Source organism: Microbispora bryophytorum, assembly GCF_006874465.1.
Lineage (GTDB): Bacteria > Actinomycetota > Actinomycetes > Streptosporangiales > Streptosporangiaceae > Microbispora > Microbispora bryophytorum.
Genome location: NZ_VIRL01000008.1, coordinates 175,908 through 198,696, shown reverse-complemented (window position 1 = coordinate 198,696; position 22,789 = coordinate 175,908). Strand labels below are relative to the sequence as shown.

Annotated in this window: 21 protein-coding genes; 9 read left to right on the top strand and 12 right to left on the bottom strand. The window is 72.2% G+C overall.

What is annotated here, in order from left to right:
• Nucleotides 1-32: 32 nt before the first annotated feature.
• The gene (locus FLX07_RS17335; RefSeq protein ID WP_142571828.1) at nt 33-830 is read left to right on the top strand and encodes a tyrosine-protein phosphatase; all 798 of its coding nucleotides are present in this window, start codon (nt 33-35) and stop codon (nt 828-830) included.
• A 25-nt stretch (nt 831-855) separates the two neighbouring features.
• Here FLX07_RS17335 and FLX07_RS17330 read toward each other — a convergent pair whose 3' ends face one another.
• Nucleotides 856-1,815, bottom strand: a complete 960-nt coding sequence (locus FLX07_RS17330) for an SDR family oxidoreductase (protein WP_142571827.1) — start codon at nt 1,813-1,815, stop codon at nt 856-858.
• A gap of 95 nt (nt 1,816-1,910) precedes the next feature.
• Here FLX07_RS17330 and FLX07_RS17325 point away from each other — a divergent pair, with 95 nt between their 5' ends.
• On the top strand, nt 1,911-2,576 hold the full coding sequence (locus FLX07_RS17325) for a TetR/AcrR family transcriptional regulator (RefSeq protein ID WP_142571826.1): 666 nt from the start codon (nt 1,911-1,913) through the stop codon (nt 2,574-2,576).
• 7 nt (nt 2,577-2,583) lie between these two features.
• Here the strand turns inward: FLX07_RS17325 and FLX07_RS17320 are convergent, their stop codons facing one another.
• The gene (locus FLX07_RS17320; protein ID WP_142571825.1) at nt 2,584-3,708 is read right to left on the bottom strand and encodes a Gfo/Idh/MocA family oxidoreductase; all 1,125 of its coding nucleotides are present in this window, start codon (nt 3,706-3,708) and stop codon (nt 2,584-2,586) included.
• 51 nt (nt 3,709-3,759) lie between these two features.
• A complete protein-coding gene (locus FLX07_RS17315) occupies nt 3,760-4,665 on the bottom strand; it encodes a proteasome assembly chaperone family protein (RefSeq protein WP_142571824.1) in 906 nt (301 codons plus the stop codon).
• A gap of 116 nt (nt 4,666-4,781) precedes the next feature.
• On the opposite strand from FLX07_RS17315, the gene FLX07_RS17310 reads away from it, so the two are divergent.
• A complete protein-coding gene (locus FLX07_RS17310; RefSeq protein ID WP_142571823.1) occupies nt 4,782-5,183 on the top strand; it encodes an ankyrin repeat domain-containing protein in 402 nt (133 codons plus the stop codon).
• A 74-nt stretch (nt 5,184-5,257) separates the two neighbouring features.
• Nucleotides 5,258-6,229, top strand: coding sequence for a 4-epi-cubebol synthase (locus FLX07_RS17305; protein WP_142571822.1), 972 nt, complete (start codon nt 5,258-5,260; stop codon nt 6,227-6,229).
• Nucleotides 6,230-6,323: 94 nt separating this feature from the next.
• Here FLX07_RS17305 and FLX07_RS17300 read toward each other — a convergent pair whose 3' ends face one another.
• The gene (locus FLX07_RS17300) at nt 6,324-8,432 is read right to left on the bottom strand and encodes an ATP-binding protein (protein ID WP_142571821.1); all 2,109 of its coding nucleotides are present in this window, start codon (nt 8,430-8,432) and stop codon (nt 6,324-6,326) included.
• Between the two features lie 312 nt (nt 8,433-8,744).
• Here FLX07_RS17300 and FLX07_RS36490 point away from each other — a divergent pair, with 312 nt between their 5' ends.
• Nucleotides 8,745-8,912 carry a hypothetical protein gene (locus FLX07_RS36490; RefSeq protein WP_167748270.1) on the top strand — a complete coding sequence of 56 codons (168 nt, stop codon included), beginning with the start codon at nt 8,745-8,747 and terminating at the stop codon, nt 8,910-8,912.
• Nucleotides 8,913-8,935: 23 nt separating this feature from the next.
• On the opposite strand, the gene FLX07_RS17295 is transcribed toward FLX07_RS36490, so the two are convergent.
• Genes FLX07_RS17295 through FLX07_RS17285 form a run of 3 tightly spaced genes read right to left on the bottom strand, consistent with a single transcriptional unit; the run spans nt 8,936 to nt 10,784 of the window.
• A complete protein-coding gene (locus tag FLX07_RS17295) occupies nt 8,936-9,442 on the bottom strand; it encodes an ATP-binding protein (RefSeq protein ID WP_142571820.1) in 507 nt (168 codons plus the stop codon).
• A 10-nt stretch (nt 9,443-9,452) separates the two neighbouring features.
• Nucleotides 9,453-9,647: a DUF5999 family protein gene (locus FLX07_RS17290; protein WP_142571819.1), complete on the bottom strand. Its 195-nt coding sequence runs from the start codon at nt 9,645-9,647 to the stop codon at nt 9,453-9,455.
• Between the two features lie 18 nt (nt 9,648-9,665).
• On the bottom strand, nt 9,666-10,784 hold the full coding sequence (locus tag FLX07_RS17285; RefSeq protein WP_167748281.1) for an alpha/beta fold hydrolase: 1,119 nt from the start codon (nt 10,782-10,784) through the stop codon (nt 9,666-9,668).
• 187 nt (nt 10,785-10,971) lie between these two features.
• On the opposite strand from FLX07_RS17285, the gene FLX07_RS17275 reads away from it, so the two are divergent.
• Entirely contained in the window at nt 10,972-11,343 is a 372-nt protein-coding gene (locus FLX07_RS17275) for a response regulator (protein ID WP_208762251.1), read from the top strand.
• 98 nt (nt 11,344-11,441) lie between these two features.
• Here FLX07_RS17275 and FLX07_RS17270 read toward each other — a convergent pair whose 3' ends face one another.
• On the bottom strand, nt 11,442-12,101 hold the full coding sequence (locus FLX07_RS17270; protein ID WP_142571817.1) for a response regulator transcription factor: 660 nt from the start codon (nt 12,099-12,101) through the stop codon (nt 11,442-11,444).
• 105 nt (nt 12,102-12,206) lie between these two features.
• Here FLX07_RS17270 and FLX07_RS17265 point away from each other — a divergent pair, with 105 nt between their 5' ends.
• Nucleotides 12,207-14,057, top strand: a complete 1,851-nt coding sequence (locus tag FLX07_RS17265; RefSeq protein WP_142571816.1) for a sensor histidine kinase — start codon at nt 12,207-12,209, stop codon at nt 14,055-14,057.
• A 131-nt stretch (nt 14,058-14,188) separates the two neighbouring features.
• Here FLX07_RS17265 and FLX07_RS17260 read toward each other — a convergent pair whose 3' ends face one another.
• The gene (locus FLX07_RS17260) at nt 14,189-15,139 is read right to left on the bottom strand and encodes an ABC transporter permease (RefSeq protein ID WP_308424421.1); all 951 of its coding nucleotides are present in this window, start codon (nt 15,137-15,139) and stop codon (nt 14,189-14,191) included.
• The gene (locus FLX07_RS17255) at nt 15,136-17,754 is read right to left on the bottom strand and encodes a CocE/NonD family hydrolase (protein ID WP_142571815.1); all 2,619 of its coding nucleotides are present in this window, start codon (nt 17,752-17,754) and stop codon (nt 15,136-15,138) included. The genes FLX07_RS17260 and FLX07_RS17255 overlap by 4 nt, the downstream gene beginning before the upstream one ends.
• Nucleotides 17,755-17,918: 164 nt before the next feature.
• Between FLX07_RS17255 and FLX07_RS17250 the strand changes: the two genes are divergently transcribed.
• The gene (locus tag FLX07_RS17250) at nt 17,919-19,280 is read left to right on the top strand and encodes a hypothetical protein (protein WP_142571814.1); all 1,362 of its coding nucleotides are present in this window, start codon (nt 17,919-17,921) and stop codon (nt 19,278-19,280) included.
• A gap of 99 nt (nt 19,281-19,379) precedes the next feature.
• Here FLX07_RS17250 and FLX07_RS17245 read toward each other — a convergent pair whose 3' ends face one another.
• Nucleotides 19,380-20,426: a copper resistance D family protein gene (locus FLX07_RS17245; RefSeq protein ID WP_229689809.1), complete on the bottom strand. Its 1,047-nt coding sequence runs from the start codon at nt 20,424-20,426 to the stop codon at nt 19,380-19,382.
• Nucleotides 20,423-21,112, bottom strand: coding sequence for a copper resistance CopC family protein (locus tag FLX07_RS36485; RefSeq protein ID WP_167748280.1), 690 nt, complete (start codon nt 21,110-21,112; stop codon nt 20,423-20,425). Before FLX07_RS36485 ends, FLX07_RS17245 begins: the two co-directional genes overlap by 4 nt.
• 427 nt (nt 21,113-21,539) lie before the next feature.
• Between FLX07_RS36485 and FLX07_RS17235 the strand changes: the two genes are divergently transcribed.
• Nucleotides 21,540-22,772, top strand: coding sequence for an MFS transporter (locus FLX07_RS17235; RefSeq protein WP_167748279.1), 1,233 nt, complete (start codon nt 21,540-21,542; stop codon nt 22,770-22,772).
• The last annotated feature ends 17 nt before the right edge of the window (nt 22,773-22,789 follow it).

Below are 22,789 nucleotides of genomic sequence, written 5' to 3'. Positions count from 1 at the left end.
TCTGTCATAGAGGGACGGATAGGCTCGGCTTGATGAATGCACACGAGCGTTGGATCGTCCTGCAAGGCGCGGCGAACGTACGGGACCTCGGCGGCCTGCCCACCGCGGACGGCGGGACCACGGTGCCCGGCCGGATCCTGCGGTCCGACAACCTGCAGGGCCTGACCGAGGGTGACGTGGCGCTGCTCGTGGGCGACCTCAAGCTGCGGCATGTGGTCGACCTGCGGTCGCAGACCGAGGTACGCCTGGAGGGGCCGGGTCCGCTGATCCTCCTGCCGGAGGTCGGCATCCACCACCACAGCCTGTTCGCGGAGGGCGGGCACCTCACCGACGTCGAGGCCGACACCATCGACGACCGGACCCTGCCGTGGCAGGGTGAGCGGGAGGAGGAGGCCCTGGCCGAACTCCGCGTGACCGGCTACTACTACGGATATCTGCGCGACCGGCCCGACTCGGTGGTGGCCGCCCTGCGGGTGCTCGCCCGTGACGACGGGCTGGCCGTGGTGCACTGTGCGGCGGGCAAGGACCGCACCGGAGTGGTCAGCGCCCTGGCGCTCGCCGTCGCGGGCGCCACCCGGGAGGCGATCATCGGAGACTACGTCGCCACCGGCGAACGGCTGGAGGGCATCCTCGCCCGGCTGCGCGCCAGCCGCACCTACCGCGACGATCTCGACTCGAAGCCGGTCGACAGCCACCTGCCGCGGCCCGAGTACATGGACAAGTTCCTGACGACGCTGGACGACCGGTTCGGCGGCCCCCTCGGCTGGCTGCGGACCCAGGGCTGGACCGACGCCGACACCGAGGCGCTGCGCGGCCGGCTGCGCGACTGACCTCCGGCCGTCGCCGGAAGCGGGGTCAGGCGAGGGTTTCGCCGCCGTCGACGGTGATGACCTGGCCGGTGACGTAGTTGTTGGCCATGAGGAAGACAGCCGTGGCGGCGGCCTCCTCGGCGGTGCCGAAGCGGCCGAGGGGCGTGGACGTTCCGGCGGCGGCGACCGCGTCGTCGGAGTCCAGCCCCGGCAGTGAGCGCAGGAGCGGGGTGTCGATCCGGCCGTAGCGCACGGTGTTCACCCGCACCCGCGCGGGGGCGAGTTCCACGGCGAGGGCCTTGGTGAGGGTCTCCACGGCGCCGGCGGCCGACAGCGGGACGGTCATTCCGGGGTAGGGGCGGACCACGAGGATCCCCGAGCTGAACGTGAGCGAGCCTCCCGCGGGAAGCCGGGCCGCCGCCGCGCGGGCGACGGTGAAGGCCGTCTGAAGAGAGCCAGAGCCGAGGGTCGTGCGGATGTCCTCGGCCGATAGCCCGGTCAGGGGGCCGGCGCCGCTGATGCCGCCGGCGGTGACGTACACGTGGTCGACGTGACCCGCCCGGTCGAAGGCCTCGGCGAGGGTCTGCTCGTCTCCGCCGTCTCCGGTAACGCCCAGCACGGCGTCGTCGGGATCCTCGGCCGGGCCCGCACCGCGCAGCCCGGAGTCATCGTGCAGCCCGGAGTCATCGTGCAGCTCGGAAATATCGCGCGGCTCGGAAATATCGCGCGGCTCGGAAATATCGCGCGGCTCGGGGACATCGCGCAGCCCGGAGACATCGCGCAGCCCGGAGACATCGTGCAGCGGGGAGACTGCGCGCACCCGGGAGACGGCGGCCTTTAGCCGGTCGGGGTCGCGGCCGACCAGCACGACGCGGGCGCCGACCGAACGCAGCAGGACGCCCGCCGCCAGCCCGATGCCGGAGCTTCCGCCGATGAGGAGGGCGGTCGTGCCGGACAGGGTGCCCGGCAGCGGCGACCGGACGGGGACGGGTGTGGCAGTGCTCATGACAGGGCCTCTCAATAAACCATCTGGTTGTTTTATTACTCATCCGATACTGCCGCCTGGGCGGGGAGGAGTCAACTGGATGGTTTAATTCATCCATGCCCTACGACGCGGAGGACACCAGACGGCGGATCTTCGACGCCGCCGCCGCCGAGTTCGCGGAGCACGGCCTGGCCGGGGCCAGGGTGGACCGCATCGCGACGGCCGCCAGGGCCAACAAACAGGCCATCTATCTGTATTACGGGAGCAAGGAGAAGCTGTTCGCCGCCGTCCTGCGGGCGAAGCTGGAGGAGGTCCGCGTCTCCGTCTCCATCGATCCCGACGCGGTGGCCGAGTCGGTCGGGCAGATGTTCGACTGGTACCGGGAACACCCGGAGCTGATCAGGCTGCTGCTGTGGGAGGCGCTGGAGGTGAGCGACGAATCCGGCGACAGCGAGCGGGAGTGGCGTGACGGTTTCCGCGAGAAGGTCGGCCAACTCGTGGACGCGGGCGCGGTCGGTGACCTTCCCGGGGACGCGCGGATCCGCGCCACCCAGGATCTGCTGTTCACCATCATGGGACTGATCTCCTGGAACTTCGCGGTGCCCCGGATGTGCCGCCTCGTGCTGGACGAGGAGACCGACCAGGCCGCCTTGGCCCGCCGCCGCGAGACAGTTGTCGAAGTCGCCCGCAGACTCGCCGCCGCCCCGGACGTCGCCGCCCCGCCCGCCTCCGCTCCGGACGCCGCCGCCCCGCCCGCCGCCGCGGCGCGGGCCCCGCGGTGAGCGGACGCTACTGCTCCCGATCGGAGAGGGTGATCACCTGGCCGCGGGCCGCCGAGAGGGCGGCGGCCTCCAGGACGGCGATGGCTTCGGCGGCGTCGTCCGGCTCGACCGGGGGTGGCGCGCCGTCCCGCAGGCAGGCCACGACGCCCTCGTAGAACCGCTGGTACGCTCCCGGCTCCGTCGGGACCGGACGGCCCTGGCCCTCGGCCCCGAGCGTGCCCCACCGGTCGGAGGGCTCCGTGCCCCAGCCGGTGCCCGTGTCGGAACCCGTGCCGGAACTCGGGCCGGAACTCCTGCCGAGGCCGAAGTCGGCGGCGTCCGGGCGCCCGCCCGCCCGCAGGCGCTCCTCCTGCGGGTCCAGCCCCCACTTGACGTACGACGCGCGAGAGCCGAGCACTTTGAACCTCGGACCGAGGTTCGCGGCCACCGCGCTCATCCACAGGTGCGAGCGGGTCCCGCTCCGGTGGGTCAGCGCGACGAACGCGTCGTCGTCGTTGCGCACCCCGGCCCGCCTGACGTCGGTCTCCGCGTAGACCTGGAAGACCGGGCCGAACAACCGCAGGGCCTGGTCCACCAGGTGGCTGCCGAGGTCGTAGAGGGTGCCGCCGATCTCCTCCGGGCCGCCCGACTCGCGCCAGCCGCCCTTGGGCACCGGCCTCCACCGCTCGAACCGCGACTCGAACCGGTGGACCTCGCCCAGCTCGGGCAGCAGCCGGCGCAGCGTCAGGAAGTCGCCGTCCCAGCGCCGGTTCTGGAAGACCGTCAGCATCAGCCCGCGGTCGCGCGCGAGCCCTGCGAGGTCGCGGGCCTGCGCGGCGGCGCCGGCCAGCGGCTTGTCGACGACCACGGGAAGCCCGGCCTTGAGCGCCTCGGTCGCCAGGGGCACATGGGTGCGGTTCGGTGTCGCGATCACCACGAGATCGCAGCGGTCCCACAGGTCGTCCACGGCCGGGACGACGTCCGCGCCGGGGTATTCGGCACGGACGCGCTCGGCCCTGGCGGGGTCGCGGGTGACGACGGCGGCGAGGCGCAGTCCCGGCGTGGCGGCGATCAGCGGCGCGTGGAAGAAGGATCCGGCCGGACCGAAACCGGCCAATCCGACGCGAATGTCGGAGAGATCTGAGGGCGGCATGACAGGCGAGGCGTCCTTCGGGCGGGTCGGGGGCGGCGGCTTCGCGGCGGCTCAGGTGTCGCGGTCGTCCCGTTCGGCGAGAAACGCCTCGAACTGGGCGGCGAGCTCCTCACCCGTGGGCATCTGCGCGTCCTCGGCCAGCAGGCTCTCCCGCTCGGCGCCCGACTGGAACGCGTCGTACTGCTGCTCCAGGCCGCGGATGGCGCCGGCGAGCTCCTCGGACGCCGCGATCTGCTCCTCGATCTCGGTGTTGGTCTTGTCGGCCGCCTCCCTGAGCGCGTCCATGGGGAAGACCAGTCCGGTGCCGCGCGTGACGGCCTCCAGCGCCGTCACCGCGGCCTGCGGATACTCCGCCTGGGCGAGGTAGTGCGGCACGTGGACGGCGTGGCCGAGCGCGTCGTGACCCTTCGTCCCGAGCCGGAACTCGATGAGCCCGGCGAGGCTGCCCGGCACGCGGACCTTGCCGAAGGGGCTGGTCTGCCCGTGGACGAGGTCGGAGCGGGTGGCGTGGGCCGTCAGGCCGAGCGGCCGGGTGTGCGGGACGCCCATCGGGATGCCGTGGACGGTTACCAGCCTGCCGATTTTGAGCCGGGTCACCAGCATGCCGACGGCCTCGGTGAACAGCTCCCACTCCCGGTCCGGCTCCGGGCCGTTCAGAATGAGGAACGGTGTGCCCGTGACGTCCTTGGTCAGGTAGACGGCCAGCTCAGGAGTGTCGTAGTCACTCCAGTGATCGGTGTCGAAGGTCATCGCCGGGCGGCGGGACCGGTAGTCGAGCAGCCGGTCCACGTCGAAGGTCGCGATGACCCGGTGCTCCAGTTCGGCGAGGAGATGCCCCAGGGCCAGCCGCCCGGCGGCACCGGCGTCGACGAACCCCTCGAAGTGGTAGAGCAGCACCGGATCGGTCAGCTCGGGAAGGTCCCCGTCGAGCCGATAGAGATCCGTGGGGTCGGACACGTGTCCCAGCCTTTCTCACGAAGCCTTTACCTACTGAACCTACGGGACCCCCGGTCGATTCCGTGCCTGTTGCGTGACCGATTCCGGAGGGGTAGCGGCGACCTTACCGTTGGACTATGGGGAACATGGAACCGGGCCCTGAGCTGGAGGAGTTCGCCACCAGGCTCTTCGATCTCGCGAGATCGGGGCGGACCGAGGCGCTGTGCGCCTACGTCGACGCGGGTGTGCCCGTCAACCTGCGCAACCAGAAGGGCGACACCCTGCTGATGCTGGCGGCCTACCACGGGCACGCCGCGACGGTGCGCGCCCTGGGCGAGCGGGGCGCGGACCCCGACCTCGCCAACGACCGCGGGCAGACCCCGCTCGCCGGTGCGGTGTTCAAGAAGGAGCCCGCGGTCGTACGGGCGCTGCTGGAGCTGGGAGCGGATCGCTACGCCGGGACACCGTCGGCGGTCGACGCCGCGCGCATGTTCGGGGACGGGGAGATCGTCGACCTCATCGAGGGTCCATCCGGTTGAGCCGAATTTCGGGCCGATATAGCCGAAATATGATATGGCTAGCGTCAATCATCTGGTAGGACCATGCTTGTCTGATGGCTACTGCGAAAGCGGATTCCCTCAGTGGGCGCCCCCTCCGCCTTCCCTCGCTCACCTGCCCCTTCCCGAGTGCGGTGAACCCGCACGTCGACGAGGTGAACCGGGACACCCTGGCCTGGCTCACCGCCTCCGGCATGATCGCCGACGGCGACCAGCTCGAGCGTTTTCGGCTCGCCCGCTATGGATGGCTCGGTGCCCGGACCTACCCGTACGCTTCCCGGGAGCTGTGCCAGCTCGTCACGGACTGGTGCGTGTGGCTGTTCGCGTTCGACGACGCCTACTGCGAGTCGGACCGGCGGGCGGCCGAGATCGCCCGCGCGCTGCCCCAGCTCTACAGCGTGGTCGAGGACAACGAAGGAGACGAACCGGTCGAGAACGTCTTCGCCCGTGCGCTCCTCGACGTCAAGACGCGGATCAGGAAACACGGCACCGCCGACCAGCTCGACCGGTGGCGCGTGACCACCAAGGACTATCTGTCCGCCCAGGTCTGGGAGGCCGCCAACCGCGAGGACGATGTCGTTCCCACGATCGACGACTACATCTTCATGCGCCGCAGGACCGGCGCGATGCTCACCGTGTTCGCACTGATCGACGTGGCGGCGGAGGTCTGCCTCACGATGGACGAGTGGCGCCATCCGGTGGTGCACGAGATGACCGAGCACGCCAACGACGTGGTCGTCTGGGACAACGACCTCATCTCGTACGCGAAGGAGCGAGGTGAGGCGAACATCCGCAACAACCTCGTCAGCGTGCTCGTCGGGCACACCGGCTGCACGATCCAGGAGGCGATGGACCGGATCGGAGCGATGCGTGACGAGGCGGTCGCCGCGATGGCGGCGCTCGCCCCGGCCACGGAGGCGCTCGGCTCGCCCGCCGTCGACGCGTACGTGCACGGCCTGCAGTACTGGATCAGCGGCAGCGTGGACTACTCGCTGACCAGCTCCCGGTATGTCGGCGCCTGGCAGTGACCGCCGGTGACATCGGTGGCCCGCCCGGCCCGGGTCGAGCCCGTCCGGCAGTCGAGCCCGTCCGGCCCGAGGTCCGGTCCAGAAGGCAACCCGGTCAGTCCAGGTGGAAGTCGTCGAGGTCGTCCAGCGCGTACTCGACGAGGTCGCCCAGGCTGAACCGGGTCCCGGCGGTGTACGCCTCGTCGTAGACGGCATCGCCGATCAGCTTCTTGCACTCCTTGACGCACTGCTCGTGCTCGGTCGTGAAGAACGGCGACCCGAACTGGGGCAGCCCGAAGGTCCGCCAGTTGGACTGGGCGGCCCCGAGGAGGGTCGCCGTCCGTTCCGGCTCACCGGCCTGGAGGTTCAGGGTCGCGAGGTTGTCCACGCACAGGACGATCCCGAGCACGTCGTGGAAGTGCTGCTTGATGCGCAGCGCCTCCTTGCACGCCACCAGCGCCTCGTCACGCCTGCCGGTCGCCCGGTGGACGAGGGAGGAGACGTACCAGGCGTAGGACCGCAGCCACAGCTCGCCGCGCTCCTGGCAGACCTGAAGACAGTCGACCAGCAGCGTCTCCGCCTCCTCGAACTCGCCCTGCGCGAGCAGCACCATGGACAGCTCGACGATCGCCGGCAGCAGGCCCGGGTTCAGCTCCCGGCCGCCGCGGTGGAACTCGATCGCGACGCCGAGCAGCGCGGTCGCCTTCTTCGCGTCGCCCTGCAGCATGGCCGCGGTGCCCTGCATCTTGGTCGAGAGCAGCACCGCGCCCGAGTCGCCCACGCGCACCGCGTCGGTGCTGCACTGCTCGGCCGCGGCGAGCGCGCCCGCCATGTCGCCCTGGGCGCTGCGGATGTAGGCCAGCACCCACAGGGCCTTGCAGCGTTCCCTGCTGGGCGCGGAGATGGCCTTGAGCGCTCGCTCCAGATAGATCACGCCCTCACGGGCGAAACCGCAGGCGACCCACAGAAACCACAGCGCCGACAGCAGCTCGAGTCCGACCTGCTCCTCGCCGGGGGTGGACAGGCAGAAGTCGAGGGCGACGCGGATGTTGTCGTGCTCCTGGCGCATCCGCGTGTACCAGTGGACCTGGCGCGGTCCCGACCACGAGTGTTCGCTGCGCTCGGCGAGCTGAAGGTAGTAGTCGCGGTGGCGGCGACGCAGGTCCTGCGTCTCGCCGAGCTTGTCCAGCCACTCGCCGCCGTACTGCCGCAGCGTGTCGATCAGCCGGTAGCGCTGACCGGCCGGGGTGGGGAAGCTCAGCAGGACCGACTTGTCGACCAGGCCGCCGATCACGTCGAGGATCCGGTCGGAGGGCAGGGCGTCGCCGGCGCAGACGTGCCGGGCCGCCTCCAGCTCGAAGTCGCCGGCGAACACCGACAGCCGCGCCCAGAGCAGCCGCTCGGCCGGTTCGCACAGCTCGTGGCTCCAGCCGATCGCCGCCCGCAGCGTCTGGTGGCGCGGCAGCGCCGTACGGCTGGCTCCGGCGAGCAGGCTGAACCGGTCGGCGAGCAGCGCGAGGATCTGCTCGACCGACAGCGTGCGCAGGCGCACGGCGGCCAGTTCGATGGCCAGCGGGATCCCGTCGAGGCGGCGGCACAGCTCGGTGACGGCCGTGATGTTGTCCTCGTCCACCGCGAAGTCGGGCACGACGGCGGAGGCCCGAGCGCCGAACAGCTCGACGGCCTCGTTGGTGAACGGGTTGTCCGAGGGGTTGTCGCCGGGCAGGGTCAGCGGCGGCACGGAGGCCGTGTACTCGCCCGGCGCGTTGAGCGACCGCCGGCTCGTCGCGAGGATGCGCAGGTGCGGCGCCGTGTCGAGCAGTTTCTGGGTGAGATGGGCGCACGCGTCGACCAGGTGCTCGCAGGTGTCCAGGATGAGCAGGAGCTCCCGTTCGGCCAGCCATTCGGCGAGGGTGTCCGCCCCTTCGCGCGGAGACTGGTCGGCGATGCCCAGCGCGGCCGTGATCGTGTGATAGAGCATTCCGGGGTCCTGCAGCCGGGCCAGCTCGACGTACCAGACGCCGTGCCTGTACCGCTGTCGCACCTGGTGCGCGAGACGCAGCGCGGTGCGCGACTTGCCGACCCCGCCGATGCCCGTCACGGTGATCAGCCGGTGCTCCTGCAGTCTCTGTCGCAGCGACGCGAGCAGGCGCGTCCGCCCGACGAAGCTGGTCAGCTCCACGGGCAGGTTGCCCTCTTGCCGCCATCCTGCTGGCGTTGCCATGCCGCCTCACGGGGGGTTCGTCCGGCGTGCTCCCTGCTCCCGCATCGTACCTTTGCGTGCGGTTGGCTGTCCGGTGGTACGGGCGTGACGTTTGCCCGGCGTTGGGACGGGGTGATCTCCCCTCGGGGCAAGGAGTCCCAACCCGTCGCACGGCCGTGGCCCCGGCTCCGCGGCTTTCCGGAACTCCACGGCTCCCCGGCAGCGTGCTCGCGGCCTCCCGGCGTTCGCGGCCTCCCGGCGTTCGTGGCTTCCCGGTGTTCGTGGCTTCCGGGTGTTCGCGGCTCCGGGCGCGTAGCCGGTAGCATTGCGCGCGTGAGTGTGCAGCATCCGGATGACATGCGTCCGGTGGACCTCTTCGACGAGGGGCTGCCGGTGCTGCCTGACCAGACAAGCGACGACACCGACCTCGGATGGGGCGAGTGGCGCTCCGGCTCCGACGACTCCCACCTGCTGGAGGAACGCCCGCCGCACTGGGGCTAGAACCGGCACCGGACCAGCACGGACTAGCACCGCACCGCCAGCTCGAACCAGACGGCCTTCCCCCTGCTCGTCGGGCATACGCCCCAGGAGCGGGACAGGGATTCGACGATCAGCAGCCCCCGGCCGCTCTCCTCCTCGTCCGGTGACGTGTCGCGGATCCGCACTGGAACGCGGGCCTCGTCCTCGACCTCGCACCGCAGGACACCGTCCTGCAGCAGGAGCGTGAGGACCGGTTCCCCCCGCCCGTGCCGCAGGACGTTGGCGATCAGCTCGCTGACGAGCAGTTCGGCCACCTCGGGCGTCTCGCCGTCCACACTGCCCGCCCAGTCCCGCAGGGTGGCGCGGACGAGGCGGCGCGCCCGGCTCGTGGAGGACGGGGCGATGGGGAGGACCCAGGAGGCGCGGCGCACGTCCGGCACACCGTCTTCGGCTGTGTCGGCTGTGTCGGCGGCGTCGTCCGGGGACGCCGAGTGCCGTTCTCCCGGCATGGCGCCGTCCGGCCGCCGCCTCAGGGGGATGAGCGCGGCCATGTCCGTCGAGTCACGCGGCCCGCGCACAGCAGGCCCGGTGCGGGAGAAGGCTCCGGCCGTCGGGAAGCAGCTCGCCGGTGTCCTCGAACACCACGACACCGTTGCAGAGCAGCCCCCATCCCTGCTCGGGGTGGAAGGCCACGAGACGGGCGGCGTCGTGGTCGGCGGCGTACGCGGACGGACAGGGCGGGGTGTGCGGGCACATGCGTGTCACCTCGATCCTTCAACAGGCGGTGGGCAGTTCGCGAAGAGCCGGTTCGGGCCGGGTGACCACGCGCAACAGACGGCCGAGTGCGGTGTTGACGACGAGAGGCCGTTCGAGCATGAGGTTGTGGCCGGTCTTCGGCAGCACCACGAGGCGGGCCGAGGACAGGGCGCCCGCGATCGCCTCGCTGTGCCCGACCGGCGTGACGAGATCGTCGCGGCCGACCATGACCAGGATGGGGATCTCCCGCAGCGCCGCGAGCGCGGCGAACCCGTCGTACGTCATCAGGGCCGGGTAGTAGTCCCGGAACACCTGCGCCGGGGCGGAGCAGATGACCCGGACCGCGGCCTCCCGCACGCTCGACGGCACCTGCGAGGCGTAGGAGTAGCGCCGCACCAGCAGCTGCACGAGCTCGTCCACGGCAGGTCGCCCGGAGCGGGCCGGGTCGTCGCCGAGCAGCCTGAGCAGCGCGGGCACCAGCGGCCGCAGCAGCCTCGCGCCGCACGCGGGAAGGCCCAGCGTCACGCCGCCCAGCCCGCCCGCCGAGGTCGCCAGCAGCGCGACACCCGCGATGCGCCGGCCGAACAGCTCCGGGTGGGCCTGCGCCAACGCCATGATCGCCATGCCGCCCATGGAATGTCCCACCAGGATCACCGGTCCCGCCGGGACGACCTCGACGAGGATCCGGCAGAGATCGCGGCCGAGCTGCGCGACGGTGGCCGATCCCGCGCAGCCCCGGCCCGACCGGTTGTGACCACGCTGGTCGTACGTCACCACACGGGCCCGGCCGGCGAAGAACGTCCGCTGGTTCTCCCAGCACTCCAGGCACGAGGACAGCCCGTGGCAGAACACCAGGGTCGTCTCAGCGTCGGCGGGACCGTCCACCGTGACGTACAGCTCCACTCCGTCGTCGGCCACGACGATCCGGGACGAGCCGACGGCCCGGGCCGGGCCCGCGGCGCGCCCGGCCCGCATCGGGGCGGCCGAGCGTCGGCCGGTGGCCTCGCCTGTCCCTGCCTGGCCGGTGCCTGCCTCCCGTGCCTGGCCGGTCCGTGCCTGGCCGGTCCCTGCCTCGCCACTCCGTGCCTGGCCGTTCCACACCTGGCCGGTCCACGGCTCGTGGCGGTCGGTCAGCATCGCCGCCTCCTTCCCGGCCTCGGGTGATCTCCCCGTCGCGCGGTCGCTCGCTGGCACCTCCCACGATGGCCCTTCCGGGAGGCCCCCGTCTGCGCTGGCAGCCCCCATCCGATGGGCGTGCCCGCGGCACCTCTGTGTAGCAGCTAGCTGCAATGACGCGGGTGCGCTCCGATGTCACTCTGAAGACGTGCCCCTGCGGTGTCTGATCGCGGACGACAGCGACCACTTCAAAAAGGCCGCCCGCCTGTTCCTGGAGGCGGAGGGCGTCGCTGTCGTGGGCGTCGCGTCCACGATCGCCGAAGCGCTCGGCCGGGTCGGCGAGCTCCGGCCGGACGTCGTGCTGGTCGACATCGACCTGGGCGGGGAGAGCGGGTTCGACCTGGCCCGGCGACTGTACGACGAGGGCGGTGGGGAACCGCCGCCGATCATCCTGATCTCGACGCACGACGAGCAGGACTTCGCCGAGCTGATCGCGACCAGCCCGGCCGTCGCCTTCCTGCCGAAACCGCGCCTGTCGAAACAGGCCATCGACGAGATCCTGCGGGGCGCGGACGCCTGAACCGGTCGCGCGGGCAACATCGGAACGGTCTCAACAGGCGTCCCTCAGCGGGTGTACTTCTGCGGGCGTCCCTCAGCGGGTCCTTCAGCGGGCGTCCTTCAGCGGGCGTCGAGGAACGCGAGCACCGCGAGCACGCGGCGATGGTCGTCCTCCGTCTCCGGCAGCCGCAGCCTCGACATGATGCTGCGCACGTGCTTTTCGACCGTGCCCTCCGTGATCCAGAGCTTGTGCGCGATTCCGGCGTTCGAGCGGCCCTCCGCCATGAGGGAGAGCACCTCGCGCTCACGCTGGGTGAGCAGCTCCAGCGGATCCTGCCGTCGGCGGGTGCTGAACAGCTCGGCCACAAGGCTGGGGTCCACGACCGATCCGCCGTGGACGATGCGTTCGAGCGTCTCCACGAAGTCGGACACCGCGGTCACCCGGCTCTTGAGCAGGTAGCCGACCCGGTGCCCGGTGGCGAGCAGCTCCATCGCCTGATCGACCTCGACGTGCGCCGACAGCAGCAGGATGCCCACCTCGGGGAGCTCCGTGCGGATGACCTTGGCCGCCTCGACGCCCTCCGTCGCGTGCCCGGGAGGCATCCGGATGTCGACGACAGCCAGGTCGGGACGGTGTTCCCGCACGAGGGCGAGCAGTTCGGCCGCGTTCCCCGCCTGGCCGGCGACCTCGAACCCCGAGCGCTCCAGCAGGCTGGCCAGCCCCTCACGCAGCAGGATGTCGTCGTCCGCCAGCACCACTCGGGTCGGAGTCTCGTTCACCGCTCTTGCCGCCTTCGTCGCATGCTGGTCCGGCGCGGCGGGCGACGGCGTTGACCTGGGCTTTCCCCCGTACCTCTACCGGTCCTGTGAGAGTAGTGTGGCCTTGTGCGCGCGCGGTTGCTGTCGTTGCTGCTACGCGCGGGCCGCCCGCCCCTCCTGTGGGGCATCCTGACAGGCGCCGCATGCGTAGCAGCCGAGACGTTCATAGCCTTTGCACTGGCGCAGGTGGCGCCCCGCAACGCCCTGCACGCAGTCTATCTGGTCGGCGTTCTCGTGGTCGCGTTCCTCTGGGGCATGAGACTCGGCGTGATCACCGCCCTGGCCAGCGCCCTGCTCTACGACTTCTTCCAGGTCCCGCCCGTCCACGTGGTCAGCATCTTCAGCACGTGGACATGGGTGCCGCTGGTGATCTTCCTGGTCGTCGCGCTGCTGGTCAGCGCCGCCGCCGCGCTGATGCGAACGTTGGTCGTCGAGGCGGAGGAACGCCGCCGCGAGGCCGACCTCAGCGCCAGGACGGCCCGCCTCCTCCTGCGTGCCGAACACCTGCGCGCGGCGCTGCCGGTCGTGGCCCGGCGACTGGCGCAGGGACTCGGCCTGCCGTATTTGGACATCGCCCTCGGGCCGGTCGGCGACGACCCGCGGCACTGCACGCTGCCGCTGACCGACGACGGCGCCCGGATCGGCACGCTCGTCATGCCCGCCGGCCTGCCGGCGGGCATGACGCGCCGCCTGCGGGAGCGCGTGGTGCCCTCGCTGGAAGCGGTGCTGATGGCGGCGCGCGACCGCGAGGCCATCAGCACCGCCCTGGCGGCGAGCCGGGACGAGCTCGCCAGGATCGCCGATGAGCAGGCCGCCCTGCGGCGGGTTGCCACGTCGGTCGCCCGCGGGGTCTCGCCGACGGAGATCTTCGGCGTGGTCGCTCGTGAGATGGGTCTGATCGTGAAGGCGGACCACACGGCGATCGAACGCTACGAGCCAGACCGGACGGTCGTCCTGATGAGCTCCTGGAGCGCGTCGAGCGGCGGATCACCGTCGCCGGTTGGCTCACGCCGGCGCCTCAGAGAGGAAGGCCTGTCCGCCCTCGTCCTGCGGACGGGACAGCCGGGAAGGATCGCGGCGGACGAGAGCACGGCAGGGGAGCTGGGCAGGTGGGCCAGGGATGAGGAGAACGGCATCGCGGTCGGCAGCCCTATCGCCGTCGGGGGGCGCCTGTGGGGCGTGATGATCGCCTTCTTCAGGGGGCTGGAGCGGCAGCCGGAGGGTGTGGAGGAACGCATGCGGGTCTTCACCGAACTCGTCGTAACGGCGATATCCAACGCCCAGGCCCGTGACGAGCTCGCCGCCTCACGCGCCCGCGTGGTCGCCACCTCGGACGAGACCCGTCACCGGATCGAGCGCGACCTGCACGACGGGGCCCAGCAGCGCCTTGTCTCCCTGGGGTTGGAGCTGCGGACGGCGGAGACCGCCGTGCCGCCCGGACTGCCGGAGCTCAAGGAACAGCTGTCCCACACGGCCGAGGGCCTGATGCTGGTGCTGGAGGACCTGCGCGAGCTGTCGCGCGGCATCCACCCGGCGATCCTGTCCAAGGGCGGGCTCGGGCCCGCTCTGAAGATGCTCGCGCGCCGCTCGGCCGTCCCCGTCGAGCTGGACGTACGGGTCGACGGGCGCCTGCCGGAGCGGGTCGAGGTGGCGGTCTACTACATCGTGTCCGAGTCGCTGACGAACGTGGCCAAGCACGCGCGGGCCTCGACGGTGCGCGTCAAGGTCGACGCGGCGGGCGACGCGGCGACAGTCGCGATCCGCGACGACGGGGTGGGGGGCGCGAATCCGGGCAAGGGGTCCGGTCTCATCGGTCTCATCGACCGGGTCCAGGCGCTCGACGGCACGATCGAGGTCGCCAGCCCGCCCGGCCGGGGCACCACCGTGACGGCGGTCATCCCCGTCGGGAACCGCTGACGGCGCGGCTACGACCCCCTGCCGGGTCGGTTTCAGCGGGGGTTCAGCCCGGCCTCTTTCATCTGGGCCCAGCAGCCCGGCGAGCGGGGTGAGCAGCTCCTCGTGGAAGGCGCCCGGCGGGAACCGGCGCATCAGGACACGATGTCCCGGCGCCGGAAGCGGCGGAAGGCCAGGGCGACGAGGACCGCCGAGTAGGTCACGGAGATCGCCACGCCCTTCACCATGCCGCTGTAGTCGGGCTCCGGCGCGAGCGCGTCGAGCCACGCGGAGTTCCAGAACGTGGGGAGGAACTCGCGAAGCGAGCCCAGCGCCTCGACCGCCTGCAGGATGCTGCTGACGATCACCAGGCCGACCCCGCCGCCGACCGCGCCGAGCGGGGAGTCGGTGCCGACCGACAGCAGGAAGGCGACCGCGGCGACCACGAGCTGGCTGACGAGGGCATAGCCGATGACGACGGCGAATTTGGGCAGCACGTCGGCGGCGGGGATCACCTCGCCGGTCCCTGGCACGGTGATGTCGTTCCATCCGAAGGCCAGCGTGCCGGCGAGCAGGGCCATCAGCGGAAGCACCGTCACCGCGGCGGCCGAATAGGCCAGCGCCACCACCAGCTTCTGGCGCAGCAGCCGGTCGCGGGGAACCGGAGCGGCGAGCAGGTAGCGCAGCGACGACCAGCTCGCCTCGCTGGCCACCGTGTCACCGCAGAACAGCGCCACGGCGACGACCAGCAGGAAGTTGGCCGACACCGACAGGGCGAACGCGGCGAAGTTGAGCCCGCCCGCCGTGGCCAGATCCGACAGCCGCAGGCTGCCCTGCCCCCGCCCGGCCGGCCCGAACTGGAACGCCACCACGAGCACCCACGGCAGGGCGAGCAGCACGGCGAACATCGCCATGGTCCGGCGCCGCCGCAGCTGCCGCACGAACTCCACCCGCAGCGGCAGCGTGCGTCCCGGAGCGTAACCGGGCGCCCGGCCCCTGGCGGCTTCACCAGGCGTGCCCGGCTCGTCCTGGCCGACCGGCGTGGCCTGCTCGCCGTCGTGGATGTGCCCGGTCAGGTCCGGGGCCGGTCGCTTCGCCGGGCTCAACGGCTGTCTCCGATCAGGTCGAGGAACACGTCCTCCAGGCGGGGGCCGGCGCCGTTGGCGGCCGGCGCGGTGGCGAGCAGGTCGCTGACCGGCCCGGCCGACACCAGACGCCCGCGGTGCATGACGACCACGTGGGTGCAGGCCTGCTCGACCTCGGCGAGCATGTGGCTGGAGACGATGACGGTGCGCCCCCGCTCGGCGTACGCCTTGAGCACCCGGCGCATCTCGGCGATCTGCGGCGGGTCGAGGCCGTTGGTCGGCTCGTCCAGCACGAGCAGGTCGGGGAGGCCGAGCATGGCCTGCGCGATGGCGAGGCGCTGGCGCATGCCCTGGGAGTAGGTGCGCACCGCGCGCTCCAGGGCCGCGCCGAGCCCGGCGATCTCCAGCGCCTCCTCCATGTGGGCGTCCTGCGGCGGTCGTCCCGTGGCCTGCCAGTACAGCTCCAGGTTGGCCCGGCCGGACAGGTGCGGCAGGAACCCGGGCCCCTCGACGAAGGACCCGAGCCGCGACAACACCGGAGCCCCCGGCCGCACACGGCTGCCGAAGATCCGGATCTCGCCCTCGTCGGGGTGGATGAGACCCATCAGCATGCGCATGGTGGTGGTCTTGCCCGCTCCGTTCGGCCCGAGCAGGCCGAGCACCTGGCCCTTCTCGACCCGGAACGACAGACCGTCGACCGCCTTCTCGCCGTTGCGGTAGCGCTTGCCCAGCCCGCTGATGACCAAGGGCACATCGGCCGACTCGGGGTCCACCGCCGGGTCACCCGCGTCCCTGCCGCGCCTGGCCCTGCCGGTCAGCAGGAGCACGATCGCGACCACGATCGCGGCGAGCGGCATGGCCCACGTCCACCATGCCGGGCCGGTGGCGGGCGTCCGCAGCGCCGCGTCCCCAGGCAGCTCCAGCGTGGGGGACTCCAGCGCGACCCGGTAGACGGCGGGGGCGGCGGGCGTCGCGTAGCCGAGATCGGTGGTCGACACGACCACCCGCATCCTGTGCCCGGCGTCGAAGCGCCTGTCGATGGCCGGAAGCGTCACGGTGACCGGCGTGCCCGCCTCGCTCGCGGTGACCCGCAGCGGAGAGACGAGGCTCGACGGGAGCACCGGAAGCGACCCTCCGGAGACGTCGTAGAGCTTGGCGAACAGCGTGGCCTCACCCGTGCCGAACACCCTGATCGTGACGGTCGGGCTGCCGGTGACCTGCGCGGGCCTGGACAGCGGGGCGGACTCGAAGGCGGCCGCCTGGCCGGGCATGTCCAGCGCGATCGACGCGCCGCCGCCGTTTCCGCCGAGCAGTCCGCCGAGGCCGGGAACCGCCGAGATCGACGACGGCGACCCGCCCGCCGGGTTGGCGACCGGCTGCTGGGGGCCGTCGAGCGCGACCGTGGTGCGCTCCCCGCCCGGCAGCCCGGGGTAGCGGTCGGCGGTGGCGTGCAGGAGCACGGGCCGGCGCGTGCCCGGGTCCCGGCCGCCGTCCCTGGTCACGGTGAACGCGGCCGGGTCGTCCGCGCCGGCGGAGGACCCCTTAAGGTAGCGGTCGAACCAGCCGGTCGTACGGTCCGACAGCCAGTCCGCCTCGCCGTCGCCGCCGTCGTGGCCGCCGTTGAACCAGGCGACATCGACCGGAGCGCCGGTGGCGGCGATGGCCCGGGCGTTGGCGTCGGCGTGTGAGAGCGGGAACAGCGAGTCGCGCTGGCCCTGGATCAGCAGCGTGGGCACCTTGATTCGGCCGGGCACCGAGATCGGGCTCGACCGCCGCAGGAGGTCGACCGCGTCCTTGGTGGCCCGGCCGGTTTCGGCCACCTTCTGGTACATCTCGCAGATCTGCGGCAGGAACCGTCCGCACTGGACCTGCTCCGTTCCGGGGATCCGCCCGGTCTGCCCGCCCTTGGAGGCGTCGCCTCCAGAGCCCGCGGCCGCGCCGGTGAGGCCGGCCAGGCCGCCCGCGCCGAGGCCGCCGTCCGGGGCCAGGCGATCGGCGGCGGCGCTGAAGAAGATGCCGGCCCACATCTTCTTGAAGACACCGTTGAGCGGGCCCTTGCCCGAGGCGTCGGGGAAGAGCGCGTCGGCGAGGTCGTACCAGGTGATCTGGGGGACGATCGCGTCGACCCGGCTGTCGTACGCCGCGGCCATCAGCGCGATTGCCCCGCCGTACGAGCCGCCGGCGATCCCGACGCGCGGGTCGCCCGGCGCGTCGAGCCGCACTTCGGGGCGCTCGGCCAGCCAGTCGATCAGCTCCCGCACGTCCTTGACCTCGTAGTCGGGGGAGTTGAGCGCAATCTGCCCGGTCGAGCGGCCGAACCCGCGGGCCGACCAGGTCAGCACGGCGTAGCCCTGCTCGGCGAGCCGTGTCGCCTGATCGCGCATGCTCTCCTTGCTGCCGCCGAATCCGTGGGCGAGCAGCACGGCCGGAGCCCGGCCGCCGGAGGCCGGGGGATAGAAGGTGGCGTCGAGATCGACGTGCTGGTCGCCGGCCGGTCCGTCCACGACGGGGATGACCAGGTCACGTCCCTTCACCACGGGGCCGGAGGGCCACAGAGCCCACGCCACGCCTCCGGCCATCAGGATGACCAGCGTGACTACGATCGCGAGGGCACGCCGCCCACCCGGAAACGCCATGTCGCGATGCTACTTGTACCTGCTGAGAGACCGCTGAGGAGCCGCCGCGCCTGTGGATAACCGTCGCGTCGGCGGGCGCCGACCTGGTCCACGCACGAATCGTGATGATGCATCGGGGTAAACCCCGATTGCGCCCCACCATAGGGAACGGCATCATTTCGCGCGTGAATGGAACGCCGCTCAAGCAGATCCCCGCTCGCCTGATCGAGTGGGCTCTTCCGTACTGGACGCGGGGGGAGGCGGGCAGGCAGACGCCGCAGGACCTTTTCCGGGTGCTCTACCTGGGCTGGCTCGCGGCGTTCGTCCTCAAGGTGCTCGGGTCGAGCTGGGACGTCTCGTGGCACTTCAAGTGGCTGCGCGACGACCTGGCCCCGCCGCACCTGCTCAACACGGTCGGCACGGTGATCGCCGTGGCGCTGACCATCGTGCACTGGTACACCGGCTACGGCGTGGACCGCACGTCCTCCCGCTTGATCGTGTGGGGCACCGGGGTCTTCCTCATCGCGATCCCGCTCGACCTGATCAACCACCGGGTCAACGGGATCGACATCACCGCGTGGAGCCCCTCTCACGCGCTGCTGTACATCGGCACCGCGCTGATGCTCGCCGGGGCCATCCGCGGCTGGTACCTCGGCTCGGGCCGGTACGCCGAGATCACCCGCGGCCGGCGCGCGCTGGTGCTGGGCGGCCTGTTCGCGTTCTTCCTGGAGAACGTGCACTTCCCCGAGCTGCAGCAGGAGTACGGCGTGCTGGAGCTGGCCTCCTGGGATCGCGGGCAGCCGTACGCCGAGCCGACGCTGCTCGAGTTCGCGGCCAACCAGATGGGCCAGGCCGTCGACCGCGCCATGGTGCTCAAGTTCTCGCTGCCGATCCCCGACGTCGTCTACGCCCTGTATGCGGGGGTCGTGGGCGTCGCGGTCCTGGTCTTTGCCCGCGTCATGGTCGGCCGCCGCTACACCGCCACCGCTATCGCCGGGGCGTATGTGGCCTACCGGTGCCTGATCTGGCCGCTGCTCGTCGGCGGCGGCTTCCCGCCCTCGGCCGTCCCGTTCTTCCTCCTGCTCGCCGGACTCGCCGTCGACCTGGCATTCCTGGTGCCGATCAAGCAACTGCGGCCGCTCATGGGCGCGGTGCTCGCCACCGCAGGGGTGTACGGAGGGCTGCTGGCGCAGGACCGGGTGCTCGAAGCCCCGCCGTACGCGCCGCAGGCCTGGCCGGTGGCGCTCGCCGCGCTGGTCGTCGTGTGGTACGCGGTGGAGTGGTTCACCGGCCGCAAGGGGCTGACGGCCGCCGCGGCGGAGGACAGGATCGCCATGGAGACACGGACCGCGGAGACGGAGGGCACGGCCGAGCACGGCACGTCGCGCGACGCCGGCTCGGATGCTGAGTCTGAGGCGGCGTCTGGGGCGGCGTCCGCGCCCGCCGCCGTGTCCGAGGCGGCGTCTGGGGCGGGGTCCGAGACGGGGTCCGAGACGGGGTCTGAGGTGACCCCCGCGCCCGCCGCCGTGTCCAAGCCGAGGCCCTGACGGCCCACACCCGCGCGCACACGCCTTTCCTGAGCCGCCCCCCTGCCGGGGGCGGCTCTCGGCGTCTCGGAGGCGCACCGGGCCGGGCTGGGCCGTGGGTCAGGCGACCGGGGTCTTGGTCAGTGCGACCGCGACGCCGTACGCGAGGCCCATCACGGTGAGTTCCAGGGCCGCCCAGGCGGCGAACGCGGCCGGGGCCTGACGCGTGACCGCCGGCAGCAGCCGCCAGCGGATGTTGCCCCCCAGCAGCGCGATCACTCCGGTGAACACCGCCTTGGCGACCACGAGCCGGCCGTACCCGGTCGTGAACAGCGACGCGGGAAAGCTCTCGCCGGGCGCGAGCAGCAGCTCCACCAGGCCGTTGAAGATTCCGGACAGCCCCACGACGACCAGCGCGTACGTCGCCAGCCGGGAGAACCGGGGCAGCGTGCGCGCGAGCAGGTCGCGATGACGCGGCAGCAGGACGGCGAGCGCGACCAGGCCGCCCACCCAGGCGCAGGCCCCGATGACGTGCAGCTCCATCGAGACCATGCTGAGGTCGTGCCAGTACCAGTTCGAGGCGTGGCCGGTGACCGGGAGCGGGAGCAGCCCGAACCCGGCGACGAGCACCCGCAGCTCGGCCGGCACCTTCTCGCCGAACCGGACCGCCAGCATCCCCACGGCGGCGCTGGCCAGGGCGCACGACGCGCTCACGATCATGCCCTGCCCCGCGCCGATACCGTCGACGTACGCCGCGACGTCGGGAAACGCGCCCGGGGTGACCTCGGCGGCGCTGAGGACGGCCGACACCAGCGCCGCCGCGCACCAGACCAGTGAGAACATCACGGCCCAGTGCCGGGCTCTGGCGGCGATCGGCTCGGTCCGGTCCGGGTCGTCGAAGCCGAGGAGCTTGGGGAGCAGGCTGAGACCGATGGTCGCGGTGGCGGCCAGGTCGAGCACGAGCCGGACGACCGGCAGTCCGTACTCCACGATCGTGCCCGGCATGGGAAGCCCGGGCACCGTCGCGGGCAGCGTGAGCCAGGTCGCGATCACGACCGCGAGCAGGGCGGCGGCGGTCAGCCCCGCCACCGGGATCCGGGCGCGGGCGTGCTCGGACCCCGAGCCGGAACGGCCCGCCGAGACGCGTGGTTCCGAGGTCGTGGTCACGCGGCGCCGCCCGAGGCGGTGGAGGTTCCTGCGCCGGTCCCGGCGGTGGTGGAGCGTCCGGTCGCCGTGCCTTCGGCGGGGGAGTCCGCCTCCGGGGGAGCCGGTGGCGTCCCCTCGCGCAGGCGCCGGTCGTGTCGCACGAGCACGCGGGCGCACAGCGCCAGCAGAGCGGCGGTGATGGCCAGCAGCCCCCAGACCCAGCTTCCGCCGCCCTGACCGGCCGTCCCCACGCCGGTCGTCGAAGCGCCGGGGTTCGCCGCGCCGGACGCGGGGGTGGCCGTCGGGGCGGCGACCGCCCCGGCCGCCGCGCCCCCGCCGGTCACGGTGAATCTCACCGCGCCGGTGACCGGGTGGCCGTCGTTCGACACGATCCGGTAGCCGATCGCGTACGCACCGGCGGGGGTGCCCGTCCGTACGCCGACGGAGACCTTCCCGCCGTCCACCGTGATCTCGCCCTGCTCGTAGTGGGCGCCGTCCGGCCCGGTGACGGCGAGCCGCGCGAAGTCGCGGCGTACGGCCTGGTCGAAGGTGAGCGTCACGGAGGCGGGCATGGCGCCGAGGACCGCGCCGTCCTTGGGGTCGCTGGCGACGAGCACGTCGTGGGCCCGCGCGGGCGTCGCGACCAGCATCACCGAGAGCAGGGCCAGCAGCGGCAGGGCGAGCATCCGCAGACGGCCACGCGGCACGGCAAACAACCGTAAACGGCCACGCGGCACGGCGAGCAGCCGTGAACGGCCACGCGGCACGGCGGTGATCCGTTGACGGTCATGTGGCACGGCGGGCATCCGTGGCCGGTTACACGGCGGGACGGTGCGCGCGGCCGCCGAGGACGGGGCGGTCCGTCCGGTTGTTCGCCGGCCTCCCCGCGTGGTCGGGGCGTCGTTGCACATCCGGGCGACCTGCTCCACCTGCCTTGCCTTCCTTTTGCCGGCGCCGACCCAGCCATGGTCCCATTGATCGCGCCCCGCGCATGCCGCGCGGCCGGCCGGCGACGGTTGCGGACGGTGCCGTGGTGATCGGTTCCGGTGATCTGCCGGGCGGCGTACGCATTCTGCTGATTGGGTGGACTGCGGGCCGAATCCGGCATGACGCCACCGCGCGAAGGAGGGCGCATTGACCCCCCAGCCGACCGTAGGCGGATCCGAGTGGAGTGAGGCGCACGCACGGCGCTCGCCGTGGCCGACGATCATCGTCATCTACCTCGCCGGTGTCGTGGCGGCGATGAGCTACGGCAAGTTCGCCGCGGTCGGGCCGTCCATGGCCGACGAGCTCGGGCTGTCGCTGTCGCAACTGGGCTGGGTGATCTCGGCGGTGGTCGGGGTGGGCGCGGTCGCCGGGCTGCCCGCCGGCTATCTGGTCCGCCGGTCCGGTGCGGGCAGGTCGCTCGTCGCGGGCCTGGCGCTGCTGGTGGCGGCGAGCGCGCTGAGCGCGGCAGCGGGGAGCTTCGCCTGGTTGCTGGCCGCCCGCGTCGCCGAGGGCGTCGGCTATCTCGTGGTCACCATCGCCTGTCCGGCGCTGATCCTCCATCTCGCCGAGGAACGGGATCGGGGGGTCGCCCTGTCGGCGTGGGCGACGTTCGTCCCGGTGGGCATCGGCGTGAGCACCCTCGTGGGCGGCGCCGCTGGCGAGGCCCTCGGCTGGCGCGGCTGGGTGTTGACGATCGCGGGGCTGACGCTGCTGATGACGGTGGCCGTCCGGGTGCGGCTGCCGCGGACGTCCGCCTCCGGCGCGGTCGCCGGGCCCGTGCCCGGTGTGCGGGCGCTTGCGTGGCCCGCGCTGCTCACCGTGTGTTTCTGCCTGATGGTGCTGGTGACGATGCCGGTGGTCGTGCTGCTGCCCACGCTCCTGATCGACGAGCACGCGAGCTCCGCCGGCGCCGCGGGGGCCCTGACCTCCGTGATCTCGTTCGCCGGTGTTCTCGGCGGGTTGTCGGTGGGCGTCCTGCTCCGGCGGGCTGTGCCGCTCGCCGTGCTCGCCGTGTCAGGGCTGGTGGTCGTGCCGGCCGCCTGGCTCGTCTACGGCGCCGGCGGTCCGCTGGCCGCCGCGGTGACCGGCGCGGGGATCGTCTCCCTGGAGAACGGGGTTCTGGGCGCCTTCGCCTTCGCCACCCTTCCCTTCGCACTGGAGCGACTCGACCACGCCGACGTGGGCACCGGGATGGTGGCCCAGATGGGCAGCGTGGGCGCGCTCCTCGGCCCCCCGCTGTTCGGCCTCGTCGCCGGGGCCTCCGGATTCGGTGCCGTCGTGCCGGTCATCGCCGCCGGCATGCTGGTCTCGGTCGGCGGGCTGCTGCTGGTGAGCAGGAACGTCGCCCGCCGCTCCCGGGGCCTGAGCGCGGACGGATGAGAAGATCTCCGGACGGC

Bases quoted from the DNA above. Each gene is read 5' to 3' on its own strand.
- FLX07_RS17335 (WP_142571828.1), top strand. From the start codon at position 33: ATGAATGCACACGAGCGTTGGATCGTCCTGCAAGGCGCGGCGAACGTA.
- FLX07_RS17330 (WP_142571827.1), bottom strand. From the start codon at position 1,815: ATGAGCACTGCCACACCCGTCCCCGTCCGGTCGCCGCTGCCGGGCACC.
- FLX07_RS17325 (WP_142571826.1), top strand. From the start codon at position 1,911: ATGCCCTACGACGCGGAGGACACCAGACGGCGGATCTTCGACGCCGCC.
- FLX07_RS17320 (WP_142571825.1), bottom strand. From the start codon at position 3,708: ATGCCGCCCTCAGATCTCTCCGACATTCGCGTCGGATTGGCCGGTTTC.
- FLX07_RS17310 (WP_142571823.1), top strand. From the start codon at position 4,782: ATGGGGAACATGGAACCGGGCCCTGAGCTGGAGGAGTTCGCCACCAGG.
- FLX07_RS17305 (WP_142571822.1), top strand. From the start codon at position 5,258: ATGGCTACTGCGAAAGCGGATTCCCTCAGTGGGCGCCCCCTCCGCCTT.
- FLX07_RS17300 (WP_142571821.1), bottom strand. From the start codon at position 8,432: ATGGCAACGCCAGCAGGATGGCGGCAAGAGGGCAACCTGCCCGTGGAG.
- FLX07_RS17295 (WP_142571820.1), bottom strand. From the start codon at position 9,442: ATGGCCGCGCTCATCCCCCTGAGGCGGCGGCCGGACGGCGCCATGCCG.
- FLX07_RS17290 (WP_142571819.1), bottom strand. From the start codon at position 9,647: ATGTGCCCGCACACCCCGCCCTGTCCGTCCGCGTACGCCGCCGACCAC.
- FLX07_RS17285 (WP_167748281.1), bottom strand. From the start codon at position 10,784: ATGCTGACCGACCGCCACGAGCCGTGGACCGGCCAGGTGTGGAACGGC.
- FLX07_RS17255 (WP_142571815.1), bottom strand. From the start codon at position 17,754: ATGGCGTTTCCGGGTGGGCGGCGTGCCCTCGCGATCGTAGTCACGCTG.